14 protein-coding genes are annotated in these 12,423 nt (G+C 60.4%); 10 read left to right on the forward strand and 4 right to left on the reverse strand.

The window, feature by feature from the left end:
* Positions 1–8 precede the first annotated feature (8 nt).
* The 5 genes from KUG85_RS00695 (at position 9) to KUG85_RS00715 (ending at position 5,290) form a co-directional block, all read left to right on the forward strand.
* Positions 9–1,811 carry an acetolactate synthase 3 large subunit gene (locus tag KUG85_RS00695; RefSeq protein WP_083212823.1) on the forward strand — a complete coding sequence of 601 codons (1,803 nt, stop codon included), beginning with the start codon at positions 9–11 and terminating at the stop codon, positions 1,809–1,811.
* Between the two features lie 83 nt (positions 1,812–1,894).
* Positions 1,895–2,467 carry an acetolactate synthase small subunit gene (ilvN, locus tag KUG85_RS00700; RefSeq protein WP_007007756.1) on the forward strand — a complete coding sequence of 191 codons (573 nt, stop codon included), beginning with the start codon at positions 1,895–1,897 and terminating at the stop codon, positions 2,465–2,467.
* A 131-nt stretch (positions 2,468–2,598) separates the two neighbouring features.
* Positions 2,599–3,195 carry a LysE family translocator gene (locus tag KUG85_RS00705; RefSeq protein ID WP_065814987.1) on the forward strand — a complete coding sequence of 199 codons (597 nt, stop codon included), beginning with the start codon at positions 2,599–2,601 and terminating at the stop codon, positions 3,193–3,195.
* 422 nt (positions 3,196–3,617) lie between these two features.
* On the forward strand, positions 3,618–4,115 hold the full coding sequence (locus tag KUG85_RS00710; protein WP_065814988.1) for a hypothetical protein: 498 nt from the start codon (positions 3,618–3,620) through the stop codon (positions 4,113–4,115).
* A 47-nt stretch (positions 4,116–4,162) separates the two neighbouring features.
* On the forward strand, positions 4,163–5,290 hold the full coding sequence (locus KUG85_RS00715) for an ATP-dependent DNA helicase (protein ID WP_223003810.1): 1,128 nt from the start codon (positions 4,163–4,165) through the stop codon (positions 5,288–5,290).
* Positions 5,291–5,317: 27 nt separating this feature from the next.
* On the opposite strand, the gene KUG85_RS00720 is transcribed toward KUG85_RS00715, so the two are convergent.
* Positions 5,318–6,286: a DUF3179 domain-containing protein gene (locus KUG85_RS00720; RefSeq protein ID WP_223003811.1), complete on the reverse strand. Its 969-nt coding sequence runs from the start codon at positions 6,284–6,286 to the stop codon at positions 5,318–5,320.
* Between the two features lie 260 nt (positions 6,287–6,546).
* The gene (locus KUG85_RS00725) at positions 6,547–6,942 is read right to left on the reverse strand and encodes a SpoIIAA family protein (RefSeq protein ID WP_065814991.1); all 396 of its coding nucleotides are present in this window, start codon (positions 6,940–6,942) and stop codon (positions 6,547–6,549) included.
* Positions 6,943–7,069: 127 nt separating this feature from the next.
* On the opposite strand from KUG85_RS00725, the gene KUG85_RS00730 reads away from it, so the two are divergent.
* From KUG85_RS00730 to KUG85_RS00750, 5 genes are all read left to right on the forward strand, one after another.
* Positions 7,070–7,810, forward strand: a complete 741-nt coding sequence (locus KUG85_RS00730; protein ID WP_223003812.1) for a pyridoxine 5'-phosphate synthase — start codon at positions 7,070–7,072, stop codon at positions 7,808–7,810.
* A gap of 114 nt (positions 7,811–7,924) precedes the next feature.
* Positions 7,925–8,506, forward strand: coding sequence for a transglycosylase SLT domain-containing protein (locus KUG85_RS00735; protein ID WP_065814993.1), 582 nt, complete (start codon positions 7,925–7,927; stop codon positions 8,504–8,506).
* Positions 8,507–8,708: 202 nt separating this feature from the next.
* Positions 8,709–9,359, forward strand: coding sequence for a TetR/AcrR family transcriptional regulator (locus tag KUG85_RS00740; protein ID WP_223004457.1), 651 nt, complete (start codon positions 8,709–8,711; stop codon positions 9,357–9,359).
* A 48-nt stretch (positions 9,360–9,407) separates the two neighbouring features.
* Entirely contained in the window at positions 9,408–10,427 is a 1,020-nt protein-coding gene (gene ilvC / locus KUG85_RS00745) for a ketol-acid reductoisomerase (protein WP_025030596.1), read from the forward strand.
* Positions 10,428–10,587: 160 nt separating this feature from the next.
* Entirely contained in the window at positions 10,588–10,875 is a 288-nt protein-coding gene (locus KUG85_RS00750) for a PilZ domain-containing protein (protein ID WP_223003813.1), read from the forward strand.
* 42 nt (positions 10,876–10,917) lie between these two features.
* On the opposite strand, the gene KUG85_RS00755 is transcribed toward KUG85_RS00750, so the two are convergent.
* Complete coding sequence (locus KUG85_RS00755) at positions 10,918–11,136, reverse strand: hypothetical protein (protein WP_223003814.1); 219 nt, start codon at positions 11,134–11,136, stop codon at positions 10,918–10,920.
* Between the two features lie 296 nt (positions 11,137–11,432).
* Positions 11,433–12,374, reverse strand: coding sequence for a phytanoyl-CoA dioxygenase family protein (locus tag KUG85_RS00760; protein WP_223003815.1), 942 nt, complete (start codon positions 12,372–12,374; stop codon positions 11,433–11,435).
* Positions 12,375–12,423 lie beyond the last annotated feature (49 nt).

Below are 12,423 nucleotides of genomic sequence, written 5' to 3' on the forward strand. Positions count from 1 at the left end.
AGACCAAGATGAACAAGGCAGTGTCGGAGCCAGCAGCGGATGCATCCGCCCATCACGAGATGACGGGGGCTGAAATCGTCGTGCAGGCGCTCAGGGATAACGGGGTCGAGAATATTTTCGGGTATCCGGGCGGCGCGGTGCTTCCCATCTATGATGAGCTCTTCCAGCAGGAAGAGGTCCGGCACATTCTCGTGCGTCATGAGCAGGGGGCAGGTCACGCGGCTGAAGGCTATGCGCGCGCCACCGGCAAGGCCGGCGTCATGCTGGTGACGTCGGGGCCGGGTGCTACCAATGCGGTGACGCCGTTGCAGGACGCCCTGATGGATTCCATTCCGCTTGTCTGCATCAGCGGCCAGGTGCCGACCGCTCTGATCGGTTCCGATGCTTTCCAGGAGTGCGACACGGTCGGCATCACCCGCCCGTGCACCAAACACAACTGGCTGGTGAAGGACGTGAACCAGCTTGCGGCAATCATCCACGAAGCCTTTCATGTGGCGACCACGGGGCGTCCGGGTCCTGTCGTTGTGGACATTCCCAAGGATATTCAGTTCGCCAAGGGAACGTACACACCGCCGCAGACGGCGCCACGCACCAGCTATAACCCGCAGGAGCAGGGCGATATCAACCAGATCAAGGCGGCGATCGAACTGATGGCACATGCCAAAAAGCCGGTGATCTATTCGGGTGGCGGCGTGATCAATGCCGGCCCCGAGGCGAGCCATCTCCTGCGTGAACTGGTGGAACTGACCGGGTTTCCGATCACCTCGACGCTGATGGGGCTGGGCGCTTATCCGGCTTCCGGCGACAACTGGCTCGGCATGCTGGGCATGCACGGCACCTATGAAGCCAATATGGCGATGCATGATTGCGACGTGATGCTGTGTATCGGCGCGCGTTTCGACGACCGCATCACCGGACGCCTCGACGCTTTCTCGCCCAATTCACGCAAGATTCACATCGACATCGACCCCTCCTCGATCAACAAGAATGTCCGCGTCGACGTGCCGATCATCGGTGATGCCGGCCGGATTCTCGAGGATCTGGTGCGCCTGTGGCGCGCGACGGCCAAGGCCGACAAGGCTGCGCTCAAGCCATGGTGGACGCAGATCGATATCTGGCGGGCGCGCGATTCTCTGGCCTACAGGCCGAACGAGGACGTGATCATGCCGCAATACGCGATCCAGCGGCTCTACGAACTGACCAGGGACCGCGACGTCTATGTCACGACCGAGGTCGGTCAGCACCAGATGTGGGCCGCCCAGCATTTCGGCTTCGAAGCCCCCAATCGCTGGATGACGTCGGGTGGTCTGGGCACGATGGGGTATGGTCTCCCGGCGGCGCTGGGCGTTCAGATCGCGCATCCCGATGCGCTGGTGATCGACATTGCCGGCGATGCCTCGGTGCAGATGACCATTCAGGAGATGAGCGCGGCGGTCCAGCACAATGCGCCGATCAAGATCTTCATCCTGAACAACCAGTATATGGGCATGGTGCGTCAGTGGCAGCAGCTTCTGCACGGCAACCGCCTGTCGCACTCCTACACCGAGGCGATGCCCGATTTCGTCAAGCTGGCCGAAGCCTATGGCTGCCACGGCATCATGTGCGACAAGCCGGCGGCGCTGGACGATGCAATCCGCGAGATGATCGAGGTGGACAAGCCGGTGATCTTCGACTGCCGTGTTGCCGCACTTGCCAACTGCTTCCCGATGATCCCGTCCGGCAAGGCACACAACGAGATGCTGCTTCCCGACGAGGCCAGCGACGAGGCGGTCGCCAACGCGATCGACGAAAAGGGCCGGCAACTGGTCTGACGGGGCAGGGACGCCTTGTCGGGACGGCAAGGCGCTTTGTTTCCAGTCAGTTACAAGATGGTTTTGCAAAAGAGATTCATGCAATGAACGCGCAGCTACAACCCACCGGCTCTGCCTATTTCATCACCAAGGAGACCGAAGCCGCCGAAACGCACACGCTGGCGGTTCTGGTAGACAACGAACCGGGCGTTCTTGCCCGCGTCATCGGCCTGTTTTCCGGCCGGGGCTACAACATCGACAGCCTGACCGTTTCTGAGACGGAGCACGAGCGGCATCTCTCGCGCATCACCATCGTGACGCGCGGTACGGGCCACGTTCTCGAACAGATCAAGCATCAGCTCGAGCGTATCGTGCCCGTTCACCGGGTGATCGATCTTTCAGTCGTTGCCGACGAACGTGGCCATGACCGGCCGATGGAACGCGAACTCGCGCTGGTGAAGGTGAGGGGACAGGGCGATGACCGCGTAGAGGCGCTCCGTCTCGCCGATGCCTTCCGCGCGCAGGTGATCGACGCCAATACGGAGCACTTCATTTTCGAGATCACGGGGCGCGTTTCCAAGATCGAGCAGTTCATCGCCATCATGAAGCCGCTTGGCCTTGTCGAGGTCTGCCGTACCGGCGTTGCAGCGATGAACCGCGGTCCGGAGGGCATGTAGAGGTCTCCCGGCTGCGGGAAGGGACAATTTTTCGGCGCAGGGTGACAAGTTTCAAATGGCCTGCGCCGCAAACCGGGTCAATAATACTGACATTCAAACCCTCTGTCGGATTCCTGCCTGGGAGCAAACGGATGTCGCCCGACGTCTTCCTTGCCTTGCTGATTTTTTCTTTCGTTTCCTCGGTCACGCCGGGGCCCAACAATTTCATGCTGCTGGCTTCCGGCGTAAATTTCGGCTTTCGGCGCACCATTCCGCACATGTTTGGAATTGCCGGGGGTTTTGCCTCGCTGCTTCTGGCGGTTGGCTTTGGCCTGGGCGCGGTGCTTACGGCCATGCCGGCTCTTCATGTGGTGCTGAAAGTCGCCGGTGGCGCTTACCTGCTCTATCTTGCGTGGCGCATCGCCATGTCGCGGGCCCTCAGTCAGGGTGGCGACGGCAAGTCCGAACCGATGACGTTTCTGGAAGCTGCCGCCTTTCAGTGGGTCAACCCGAAGGCCTGGGTCATGGCGTTGACCGCGATGGCGGTCTACACGGATCCGGCTGCACCATTTCTCACCGTTCTCCTGGTGGCGCTCGCCTTTGTGATCGTCAATTTTCCAAGCGTTTCCGTCTGGGCCGGCTTTGGGGTCGCGCTGCGCGGTTTTCTGGCCGATCCCGTCCGCCTCAAATGGTTCAATATCGCCATGGGTGTGGCGCTGGCCGCTACGCTTTGGCCAATGCTGCGCTAGGGTCAGGACCCATTAATATGATCACAATGGCGTTCGATAGACCAAGAGATGCAAGGAGAAGCCCGCAGAGCGGGGTCTTCCCCCCGGTCAAGGGCTTTGACGCGGCAGATCGCCGGTCTATCGAGCGTCCTTCGGATCGGCCTCATTTGCACGGCCTACTTTGTCGCAAGACCTTGAAAGACGTGAAGTCTTCCTGCGGCCTTGCTTCGCGTATCCGCACAAATCAGGCCGACCATTGCGACCATATTAATGGGTCCTGACCCTAGATCGAATCCGAGACAACGAAACCGGCCGGTAACGGAACCGGCCGGTAACGGAACCGGCCGGTAACGAAACCGGACTGGCCGCACCGGATCGTCAACTTGCATATTTCTAATTAGCCGGCTACTTTATTTCTCCACGCAGCTTGGCGGAGTGGTCGGATGGCGAAGCTCGATGAAGCCACGGTGACGTGGCGGCTGTTCCTGTCCGTATTCGCGCTCTCTCTCCTTCTGTTTGCCATCGGCTGGATAACCCATGAACCGCCCGACAAGAGGCCTCTGCTCGATGTCGTGGGCGGTGGATTTACCGTCGATCACAACACGGCGGAGATTCACTACGATCTTTCAGTGAGGGAAATTCGACCGCTGCGGCACGGCATGATCATCGAGGCAGATTTCGAGGACCCGGCCGGAAATGGCTACTATGTCGTGCGCGAGCGGGTCCAGCGCTGGCGCAGGCGATACAGTCTGCGTTCGCCCCCTGTCTGCGGGGTTCGGGCCCGCAAACGCTATCTCGTGATGCTTCGGGTTCTGAATGACGGTGGGGATGACGAGCTCTGGCACGATGTCTTCTATGTCACGAGCCATCTGGATGAAGACGTCATGCCCGAACCCCCTGTCACCACCTGGCCCGGCCGAAGTCTGGCACCGTATCAATAGAACGCTGCGGCCTGTTCAGACGGTGGCGAATCTGCTTTCTGGGCTGGATGGATTTCTCCCCGCAACAGGATGCGGCGCTGAACGCCGTGGCAAGCTGGCTGAAGGCCGGTCAGAGCCAGATTTTCCGTCTGTTCGGCTATGCCGGAACGGGCAAGACCACGCTGGCGCGCTATTTCGCCGAGCACGTGGATGGCGATGTCCAGTTTGCCGCTTTCACCGGCAAGGCGGCCCAGGTTCTGCGCTCGCGCGGGGCCACCAATGCACGCACCATCCATTCGCTGATCTATCGCCCGCGCGGCGAGGAGGAGGTGGAGGACGAGGTGACGGGCCGCACGTCCATTTCGCCGACGTTCTCGCTCAACCGCCAGAGCCCCATTGCCAAGGCGGCCATGGTGATCATCGACGAGTGTTCGATGGTGGATGAGGCGCTCGGTCGCGATCTGATGTCGTTCGGAACGCCGATCCTGGTTCTGGGCGACCCCGGTCAGCTTCCGCCGATCTCGGGCGGCGGGTTTTTCACCGAGCACGAACCGGATCACCTTTTGACGGAAATCCACCGTCAGGCACGCGACAATCCGATTATCCAGCTTGCACTCGACGTGCGCGAGGGCCGCGAGATTTCTCATGGCGATTATGGCGCGGCCAAGGTGATTTCCAAGGCCGAAGTCGACCAGGATCTCGTGCTGTCGGCCGATCAGGTGCTGGTTGGAACGAACCGCACCCGCCGGCGCTACAACCAGCGCCTGCGTGAGCTGAAGGGGTTCGATGCGCAGTACCCGCAGGCCGGCGACAAGCTGGTCTGTCTGCGCAACGATCCGGCCAAGGGCCTGCTGAACGGGTCGCTCTGGAAGGTGATGACCTCTTCCAAGGAGACGGTAAAACCTGGCATCAATCTTCTGGTCTCGCCGGAGGAAGACGATCCCGATCGCGGTGTCGCCAAAATCAAGCTCCTTAAGGCGGCCTTCGAGGATCCGGGCGCGGACATCCCCTGGCAGACGAAGAAGCGGTTCGACGATTTTGACTATGGGTATGCGCTGACCGTTCACAAGGCGCAGGGTTCGCAGTGGGATGAGGTAGTTCTGTTCGACGAGAGCTACGCCTTCCGCGACACGCGTCAGCGCTGGCTTTACACGGCGATCACCCGCGCCTCCGAGCGCCTGACCATCGTGCGATAGCATGGTTCACCGGGCTTCTCTGGGGCCTCAGTCGATGATCGGTACGTCCGGGTGAAAGGCGTGAGCGACAAACGCGAAGGTGATGTCATGGGCGACATCCCTGCCGTCATGCGTCACACGCACCGTGCCCACCTCACGCCCCTGTGCGATGTCGCCGGTATCGAGCGCGGAGGCCACGCCCTCTATGTAGACAATGCTGTATCCGTCCTGTGAGAACCCGTTCCGCCTTACGCTTTCGAGGCTCACAATGACCGGGTTCCCCGGTGTGCGTATCACCACCACCCGCGCCATGGCTGGAATGTTTTCCGGCATATCCCCCGAGTACAGGAACGGGACCGCAGAACTGTCATAGCCGCGATAGGGGTTGCGTCCATAATCCCGAAAGGCGGGATCGCCTGGAACAAGAACCGCGCCATCAGGGTGTGCCTGCCGGAACGCAGCGAATGACACAATGCGTGACGGTATGAGGGAGAGCTTCTGTCCTTCCAGTTCACCGGCGATGGCTGTTCCGGTAAACTGCTGCCACCAGCTTTCGGTCTCACGATCATACATGACGAGATCGGAGTTTCTGAGTTTCCCCGTGGTGCCGAACTCCAGGACGCGGCCTTCCAGCCGACGGTCGAAAACGATGGAAGCGTTGCATAGCGGGCAGTACGTCACGGCGACGGGCCGGCCCTCGATTTCGTCATTGACGATCTCGTGCCAGGTGAGGACCCGCAGCGGGTAGGCTCGCGCGGTATCGTTGATGACGAGCTGGATGACCGGTTCACGGTCCGCGAGACCGGTCAGGCTCGACGCCGGGCTAAAACGGGGGTTGTCGATGGACGGTATGCCGTCGCGTGGTGGGCCACCTGAGCGGATTTCCTCATGCCCGACCGACATCCGCGAAAAATCGGTCTTCCAGCCCTCGCTTTTCCATCGTGCAGGATCCGCCATGGCTCCATTGGCAAGGAGGGCGAGAAAAGCGACGGCGATGGCGGGAACTGCAAGTCGCATGACCTTTACCGTGAGGTATAAAGCTCTTGGGCGTCTGCCTATCTGGCGCGCTTTCATTCTTTGAATCGCCAAAGCGCTCTATCTTGTTGTTTTCGTGCAATTCCGGACGGAAATTCGGTGCCCGCTTTTCCTGGAATCGCTCAGGATCGCAGCGCGTCCATTCGGGCGCACAAAGGACGCTCGCGTTGCCCTGCATGTCAGCATGGCTCATCCTCACAGACCAATCACCTTTGCGTGGTGAGGCTCCCCCAGCGAAGCATTTACCCGGGTTCCGCGCCCAGCCACTTCCACGCATCTTCCACCTTCTCATAGGGAAAATACTCCATTTCCATGGAGAAGAACGGGCGGAAGAAGGCGATGGTCGTGCCCATCCAGGCCGGTCCGCCAGCCACTGCATATTTGCGGATATGCTTGAGTGCGTTGGTCTTGCCGATCATCGTCTGCTCCTTGAAGGCGGCCTGCCAGTCGAAGCCTTCATAGTCGTGAATGATGACCAGCACGTCGATCTTGTCGTGCGTCTCATATGCGCCTTCGAGAAGGCCGTAGAGGTTTTCCATGTCGGCTGCCGTGATGTGGCCGACGATCTCAAAGGCGTAGGCATCGTCGCGGCTTGTCTCAATGCGCCGCACATTGGGGGGATTGTCGTTGACGGTCATGATCTGCTCCTGACGGCTTTCCAGCTTGCCTTTCTCGACAACGCGATCTGGGCCTGTCCGTTCCGTCCCGAACGCGGTATGGAGCGATGGTAACGCATCGAGCGCAACAGAAAAGCGGGACGCAACAATGCCGGCAAAACTCTCCGTCAATCTCAACGCCGTCGCCATGCTGCGCAACCGGCGTGACCTGCCATGGCCGAGCGTGACCGGGCTTGGCCGCATCGCGCTTGAGGCGGGCGCCTGCGGGCTCACCGTGCATCCGCGCCCCGATCAGCGCCATATCCGCTTTTCCGACGTGCCGGACATCCGCGCGCTGCTTGATGACGAATTTCCCGACCGCGAGTTCAACATCGAGGGGTTTCCCACCAAGGAGTTCCTGGCGCTCGTGGAAGAGCACCAGCCTGAACAGGTGACACTGGTGCCGGACGATCCGGCGCAGGCTACCTCCGACCATGGCTGGGACTTTGCCGGGCAGGGCGATTTCCTGAAACCAATCATCGCGCGGCTGAAGAAGCAGGGCTTTCGCGTTTCGCTTTTCGCGGACCCGGATCCGGACCAGGTGCCGGCAGCGGCGGCACTCGGGGCGGACCGGATCGAGCTCTACACTGGCCCTTATGGTGGTTGCCATGATGATTCCGGAAAAGCTGCTATCGAGCTGGAAAAGCTCGGCAAAACGGCGGACGCCGCCGCCGCGCACGGGCTTGGGATCAATGCCGGTCACGATCTGACGGTGGCGAACCTTCCAGCCCTGGCGCGCCGCATGCCGGAACTCTGCGAGGTTTCTATCGGCCACGGGCTCACCGCCGATGCGCTGGAATATGGCATGGCCGAAACCGTGCGCCGCTTCATCCGCGCCTGCGAGGGCTGACCCACCTCCAAATCGCCCGCAAATGGTCACGGCATTGCCCAGACCGTTAACGCGCATGGACAGGGATTCTTAGGATTCCCTGATCTATGCATGGGGCGGGTTTTGAGGTGTTCCATGCGTATCGTTGCAGTGACCATGCTGCTTGCGCTGGCGTTGGCAGGCTGTGCCTCGACGCCGCGCAGCATCAACAATGTCTGTTCCGTCTTCGACCAGAAGCAGGGCTTTTTCGGCGGCTGGTATACGGAGGCGAGGCGCGCCGAGCGCAAATATGGCGTGCCGGCGGAGGTGCTGATGGCCACGATCCGGATCGAATCCGGCTTCGATGCCGATGCGCGCCCGCCGCGCCGCAAGCTGCTCGGCTTCATCCCGTGGAAGCGCGCCTCCAGCGCCTATGGCTATTCGCAGGCGCTTGATGGCACCTGGCAGCGCTACAAGCGCGAGACCGGCAATATGATGGCACGGCGCACGAGCTTCGCCGATGCGGTGGATTTCGTCGGCTGGTATCACCAGACCAGCAACCGCACCAATGGCGTGGCGCTCAATGACGCCTATGGGCTCTATCTCAACTACTATGCCGGGCATGCGGGCTATCGGCGCGGTGTCTGGCGCAACAATCCGCAGATGCAGAAATCCGCCCGCAAGGCGGCTGGCATGGCCAATCAGTATGGTCAGCAGATGCGGCAGTGCGGGCGTTGATGCCCGCCACCTGGTACCCCGAATAGAAACGATCCTGTGCCCCAGCACCAACTCAACGCGGGGCTCGATGTTTCATTCCAGCGCATTTTCCCGAAGTGCGGCGATGTTGCCCACGAACCGGCTTGCAATCCTGCGGATCGTATGACAGAACCGTACCGTACGGTACGATACGAGAGCGGGAACAGAAACCTTCGTGCGCCACATGCCGGAAATGCAGGATGACTATACGCCGCGCCAGCGCGCGGTGCTGGACAAGGCGCTCGGTCTTCTGGTGGAGGGCGGTGAACGCGCGCTGACGACGGCTGGACTGGCGCGGGCGGCCAACTGCTCCAAGGAAAGCCTCTACAAATGGTTCGGCGACCGCGACGGGCTTCTGGCCGCGATGATCGCCCATCAGGCGAGCAAGGTGCGCGCGCGGATCGACGGAGGTGAAAAGCTCGACCATGGCCGCTTTCGTGCGCATCTGGTGGATTTCGCCAATGATCTTCTGCAGGTTTTGAGTGGTGACGTTTCGCTGGCGCTCAACCGGCTGGCCATCGGACAGGCGAGCCGCGAGGGGAGCCGGCTGGGCGCGCTTCTCATCGAGCGGGGGCGGCACGGCATCGACAAGCGCGCGGGCGCGCTTCTGGAGGCGGGCCGGCAGCGCGGGCTGATCGCCTATGGCGACCGTGACGCCGCCTATCACACATTTTATGGCCTGATCGTGCGCGACCTTCATGTGCGCATGCTTTTGGGCGAGGCCGGCGTACGCCGGCCGGAGAATTACGCCGCGCTCGCAGAGGAGGCGGTAGAGCAGTTTTTCGTTCTCTTCGGAGTGCGAAAAGAAGAGACGACCGGCCGGGACAGGGTCTAGGCAGTCGAAAACGGACAACAGTCAGTTGGATCAGGAAAGGAACTGAGTATGCGGGTGTATTACGATCGCGATGCCGATCTCAATCTCATCAAGAGCAAGAAGGTCGCCATTATCGGTTATGGCAGCCAGGGCCGCGCCCACGCGCTGAACCTGAAGGATTCTGGCGCCAAGGACATCGCCGTGGCACTGCGTCCGGGCTCTGCGACCGCCAAGAAGGTCGAGGCCGATGGCCTCAAGGTGATGTCGGTGGCCGAGGCAGCCGCTTGGGCCGACCTGATGATGATGGCCACGCCCGACGAGCTGCAGGCCGGCATCTACAATTCCGAGATCGCGCCGAACATCCGCGACGGTGCGGCCATTGCCTTCGCGCATGGCCTCAACGTGCATTTTGGCCTGATCGAGCCGAAGAAGACCGTCGACGTGCTGATGGTTGCGCCGAAGGGCCCGGGCCACACAGTGCGCGGCGAATATGAGAAGGGCGGCGGCGTGCCGTGCCTGGTTGCCGTTCACCAGGATGCTTCCGGCAATGCGCTGGACCTTGGCCTTTCCTACGCCTGCGGCGTTGGCGGCGGCCGTTCGGGCATCATCGAGACCACGTTCCGCGAAGAGTGCGAGACGGATCTGTTCGGTGAACAGGTCGTTCTGTGCGGCGGCCTGGTCGAGCTCATCCGTGCCGGCTTCGAGACGCTGGTCGAGGGCGGTTACGCTCCCGAAATGGCCTATTTCGAGTGCCTGCACGAAGTGAAGCTGATCGTCGACCTCATCTATGAGGGCGGCATTGCCAACATGAACTACTCGATCTCCAACACCGCAGAGTGGGGCGAGTATGTCACGGGCCCGCGCATCATCACGGCAGAGACCAAGGCAGAGATGAAGCGCGTTCTGCACGACATCCAGTCCGGCCGTTTCACCACCGAGTGGATGCAGGAGTGGCACGCCGGTGCGGCCCGCTTCAAGGCGACCCGTCGCCTGAACGACGAGCATCCAATCGAGGAAGTCGGCGAGAAGCTGCGCGGCATGATGCCGTGGATCTCCAAGAACAAGCTGGTGGACAAGGAAAAGAACTGATCTTTTCCAAAGTCTCAGACAGAAGGCCGCGGCATCGCTCGCGGCCTTTTTCTTTTTGTATCTGGTCGGTGCGAAACCTGTTTCGGGATGAAACAGGTTTCTGGCACGTTTTTAGCTACAGAAGCCTCATGGGAAGGTTGCCCTTGAGGAGGCAAGGATGATGTCGGATACGGAAAAGCCCACAGGTCCCGAAAACCCGGTTCACACCGAGCGGCGCGAGCGTGCGCGTGAGGATGTCGAGCGCCGCGCCAGGCTTTTCTGGAACAATGGAAGCTGCATGCTCCCTGGGGTCGTTCTCGACCTGAATGAAGACGGCGCCCGCATCCGCTTTGGCGATATCTGTGCCATTCCCGATGAGGTTTACGTCGAGATCGAAGGCAGCGACCGCGTGCGCCCGGCGGTTATCCGCTGGCGAAGCCTGACGGAGATCGGCGTGGCGTTTGATTGATGGGGCGGGTGCCGGACGTAAATCCCGTCCGGCACGGTTAGCCTATTTTGCGACACGCGCATCAATGATGGTTTTGCCGTCTTTGAAGGAGATCTTGGCCTTGTCCAGACGGATTTCTGTGCGCTCATCGGTAAGGACGACATTGCCGCTGGCATGCATAACGTTGGTGTCGTCCACTGTGATTTCTTCAGCGCTCACTTCGAATCGATCGAGATTGGAATTATCACCCGCGGCGAGTGCAGATCCGCTTATTATGATCATTGATATAATTGAAATTGATATTCTATTCATTACCTAAAACCATTGCTCTTTAAAGTATTAATTTCTTCTATGCCTGCCTTGTTATTCAGTGTTTGCGGCAAATTTGTGTTTGGCATTTTTCATAAGGTATCGAAGAAGGACAAAGCGGGCAGGCATAAGCAAGCCTTATCCCTGCCCAAAGGGAAGCGGGTTGCCTTCCATCGAAAGCGATAAATCCTGAACCCTGCTGCTTCTTTTCAACTATGCGGCGGCCAGGGTTCGCCTCGGACGGCAAACCCTTCTCGTGATCTCACGTCTCAATCCCAACCCTTCAACCCCAAGAGCTTTTCCCCCAACTCCGTAAGCTCGGCCGTCTTCGCGTTCTTCTTTTCCCATTCGCGCGGGTCGCCGGGGAAGGCGTCTCGTTTGGGGTGATCCAGTTCGCGCCACAGGCGGATGCGTTCCTGGCGTTCTTCCTCGTTCTCATATTCGGCCGGGTGCATCGAGATATACTGCGCCATCCGCACCCGGTCTTTCGAATGGTTGGGCCGCACGCCATGCGCCAGGAGCGAGTTGAAGATCAGGAGGTCGCCCGCTTCCATGTCGATATTGGTGATTTTGAAACCGGTCGTGTCCGGGTGCATGGGGTCGCGGTCGGCGGGCTGGGTCTTTACCCATTCCTCAAAATGCTCAAAAAGCTCGGGAATGCATTGGAAACCGCCGACATCGCCATCCTGCTTCTTCAGGCTCAAAACGCCCTGAACGCCGATGGGCAGGGGGCGGATCGATGTGTCTGCATCCCAGTGGATGAAGCCGTTGGGGTTGCCCGGGTTTTTCTTCGGCGCGTTGAGATTGGCGCGGTCGATGGTCACCCAAAGGTCCTCCCGGTCCCAGATGTCCACGAAGGCGTCATAGACGCGCGGTTCCATCCGATTGTCCCACAGATACTGGTGATTGTAGATCTCCAGCATGCCGGTGTTGTTGAGCTCCTTCATCTTGTGCTCGCGGCGCTGCGGGGCGTACCAGGTGGAAGGATCGTTCGGGTCTTTCTCGTCAAACGCCCAGAGCAGGTCGACGAGGCGTTCGACATTCTCCCGCGGCACGGCCTGGCGCACGATAACGTAGCCTCTGGTGATCCAGTGCTGCCAGTCTTCGGGTGAAAGAACGCGCAGCGGCAGCGTCTTCTCGATGTCTTTTAGCTGCGTGCCGATCTTGCTGGTCGAAGGGTGCGCGTCGCGTTTGATGACTGCTTCCTGCATGGTTTCCTCCCAGGAATTCTGCATTGCTGGCAACAGAATACTGCCGCCA

The organism is Nitratireductor rhodophyticola, from assembly GCF_019891355.1.
GTDB lineage: Bacteria > Pseudomonadota > Alphaproteobacteria > Rhizobiales > Rhizobiaceae > Nitratireductor > Nitratireductor rhodophyticola.

Bases quoted from the DNA above. Each gene is read 5' to 3' on its own strand.
- KUG85_RS00695 (WP_083212823.1), top strand. From the start codon at position 9: ATGAACAAGGCAGTGTCGGAGCCAGCAGCGGATGCATCCGCCCATCAC.
- KUG85_RS00715 (WP_223003810.1), top strand. From the start codon at position 4,163: ATGGATTTCTCCCCGCAACAGGATGCGGCGCTGAACGCCGTGGCAAGC.
- KUG85_RS00755 (WP_223003814.1), bottom strand. From the start codon at position 11,136: ATGATCATAATAAGCGGATCTGCACTCGCCGCGGGTGATAATTCCAAT.
- KUG85_RS00760 (WP_223003815.1), bottom strand. From the start codon at position 12,374: ATGCAGGAAGCAGTCATCAAACGCGACGCGCACCCTTCGACCAGCAAG.
- KUG85_RS00735 (WP_065814993.1), top strand. From the start codon at position 7,925: ATGCGTATCGTTGCAGTGACCATGCTGCTTGCGCTGGCGTTGGCAGGC.
- KUG85_RS00730 (WP_223003812.1), top strand. From the start codon at position 7,070: ATGCCGGCAAAACTCTCCGTCAATCTCAACGCCGTCGCCATGCTGCGC.
- KUG85_RS00720 (WP_223003811.1), bottom strand. From the start codon at position 6,286: ATGCGACTTGCAGTTCCCGCCATCGCCGTCGCTTTTCTCGCCCTCCTT.
- KUG85_RS00710 (WP_065814988.1), top strand. From the start codon at position 3,618: ATGGCGAAGCTCGATGAAGCCACGGTGACGTGGCGGCTGTTCCTGTCC.
- KUG85_RS00705 (WP_065814987.1), top strand. From the start codon at position 2,599: ATGTCGCCCGACGTCTTCCTTGCCTTGCTGATTTTTTCTTTCGTTTCC.
- ilvN (WP_007007756.1), top strand. From the start codon at position 1,895: ATGAACGCGCAGCTACAACCCACCGGCTCTGCCTATTTCATCACCAAG.
- ilvC (WP_025030596.1), top strand. From the start codon at position 9,408: ATGCGGGTGTATTACGATCGCGATGCCGATCTCAATCTCATCAAGAGC.
- KUG85_RS00740 (WP_223004457.1), top strand. From the start codon at position 8,709: ATGCCGGAAATGCAGGATGACTATACGCCGCGCCAGCGCGCGGTGCTG.
- KUG85_RS00750 (WP_223003813.1), top strand. From the start codon at position 10,588: ATGTCGGATACGGAAAAGCCCACAGGTCCCGAAAACCCGGTTCACACC.
- KUG85_RS00725 (WP_065814991.1), bottom strand. From the start codon at position 6,942: ATGACCGTCAACGACAATCCCCCCAATGTGCGGCGCATTGAGACAAGC.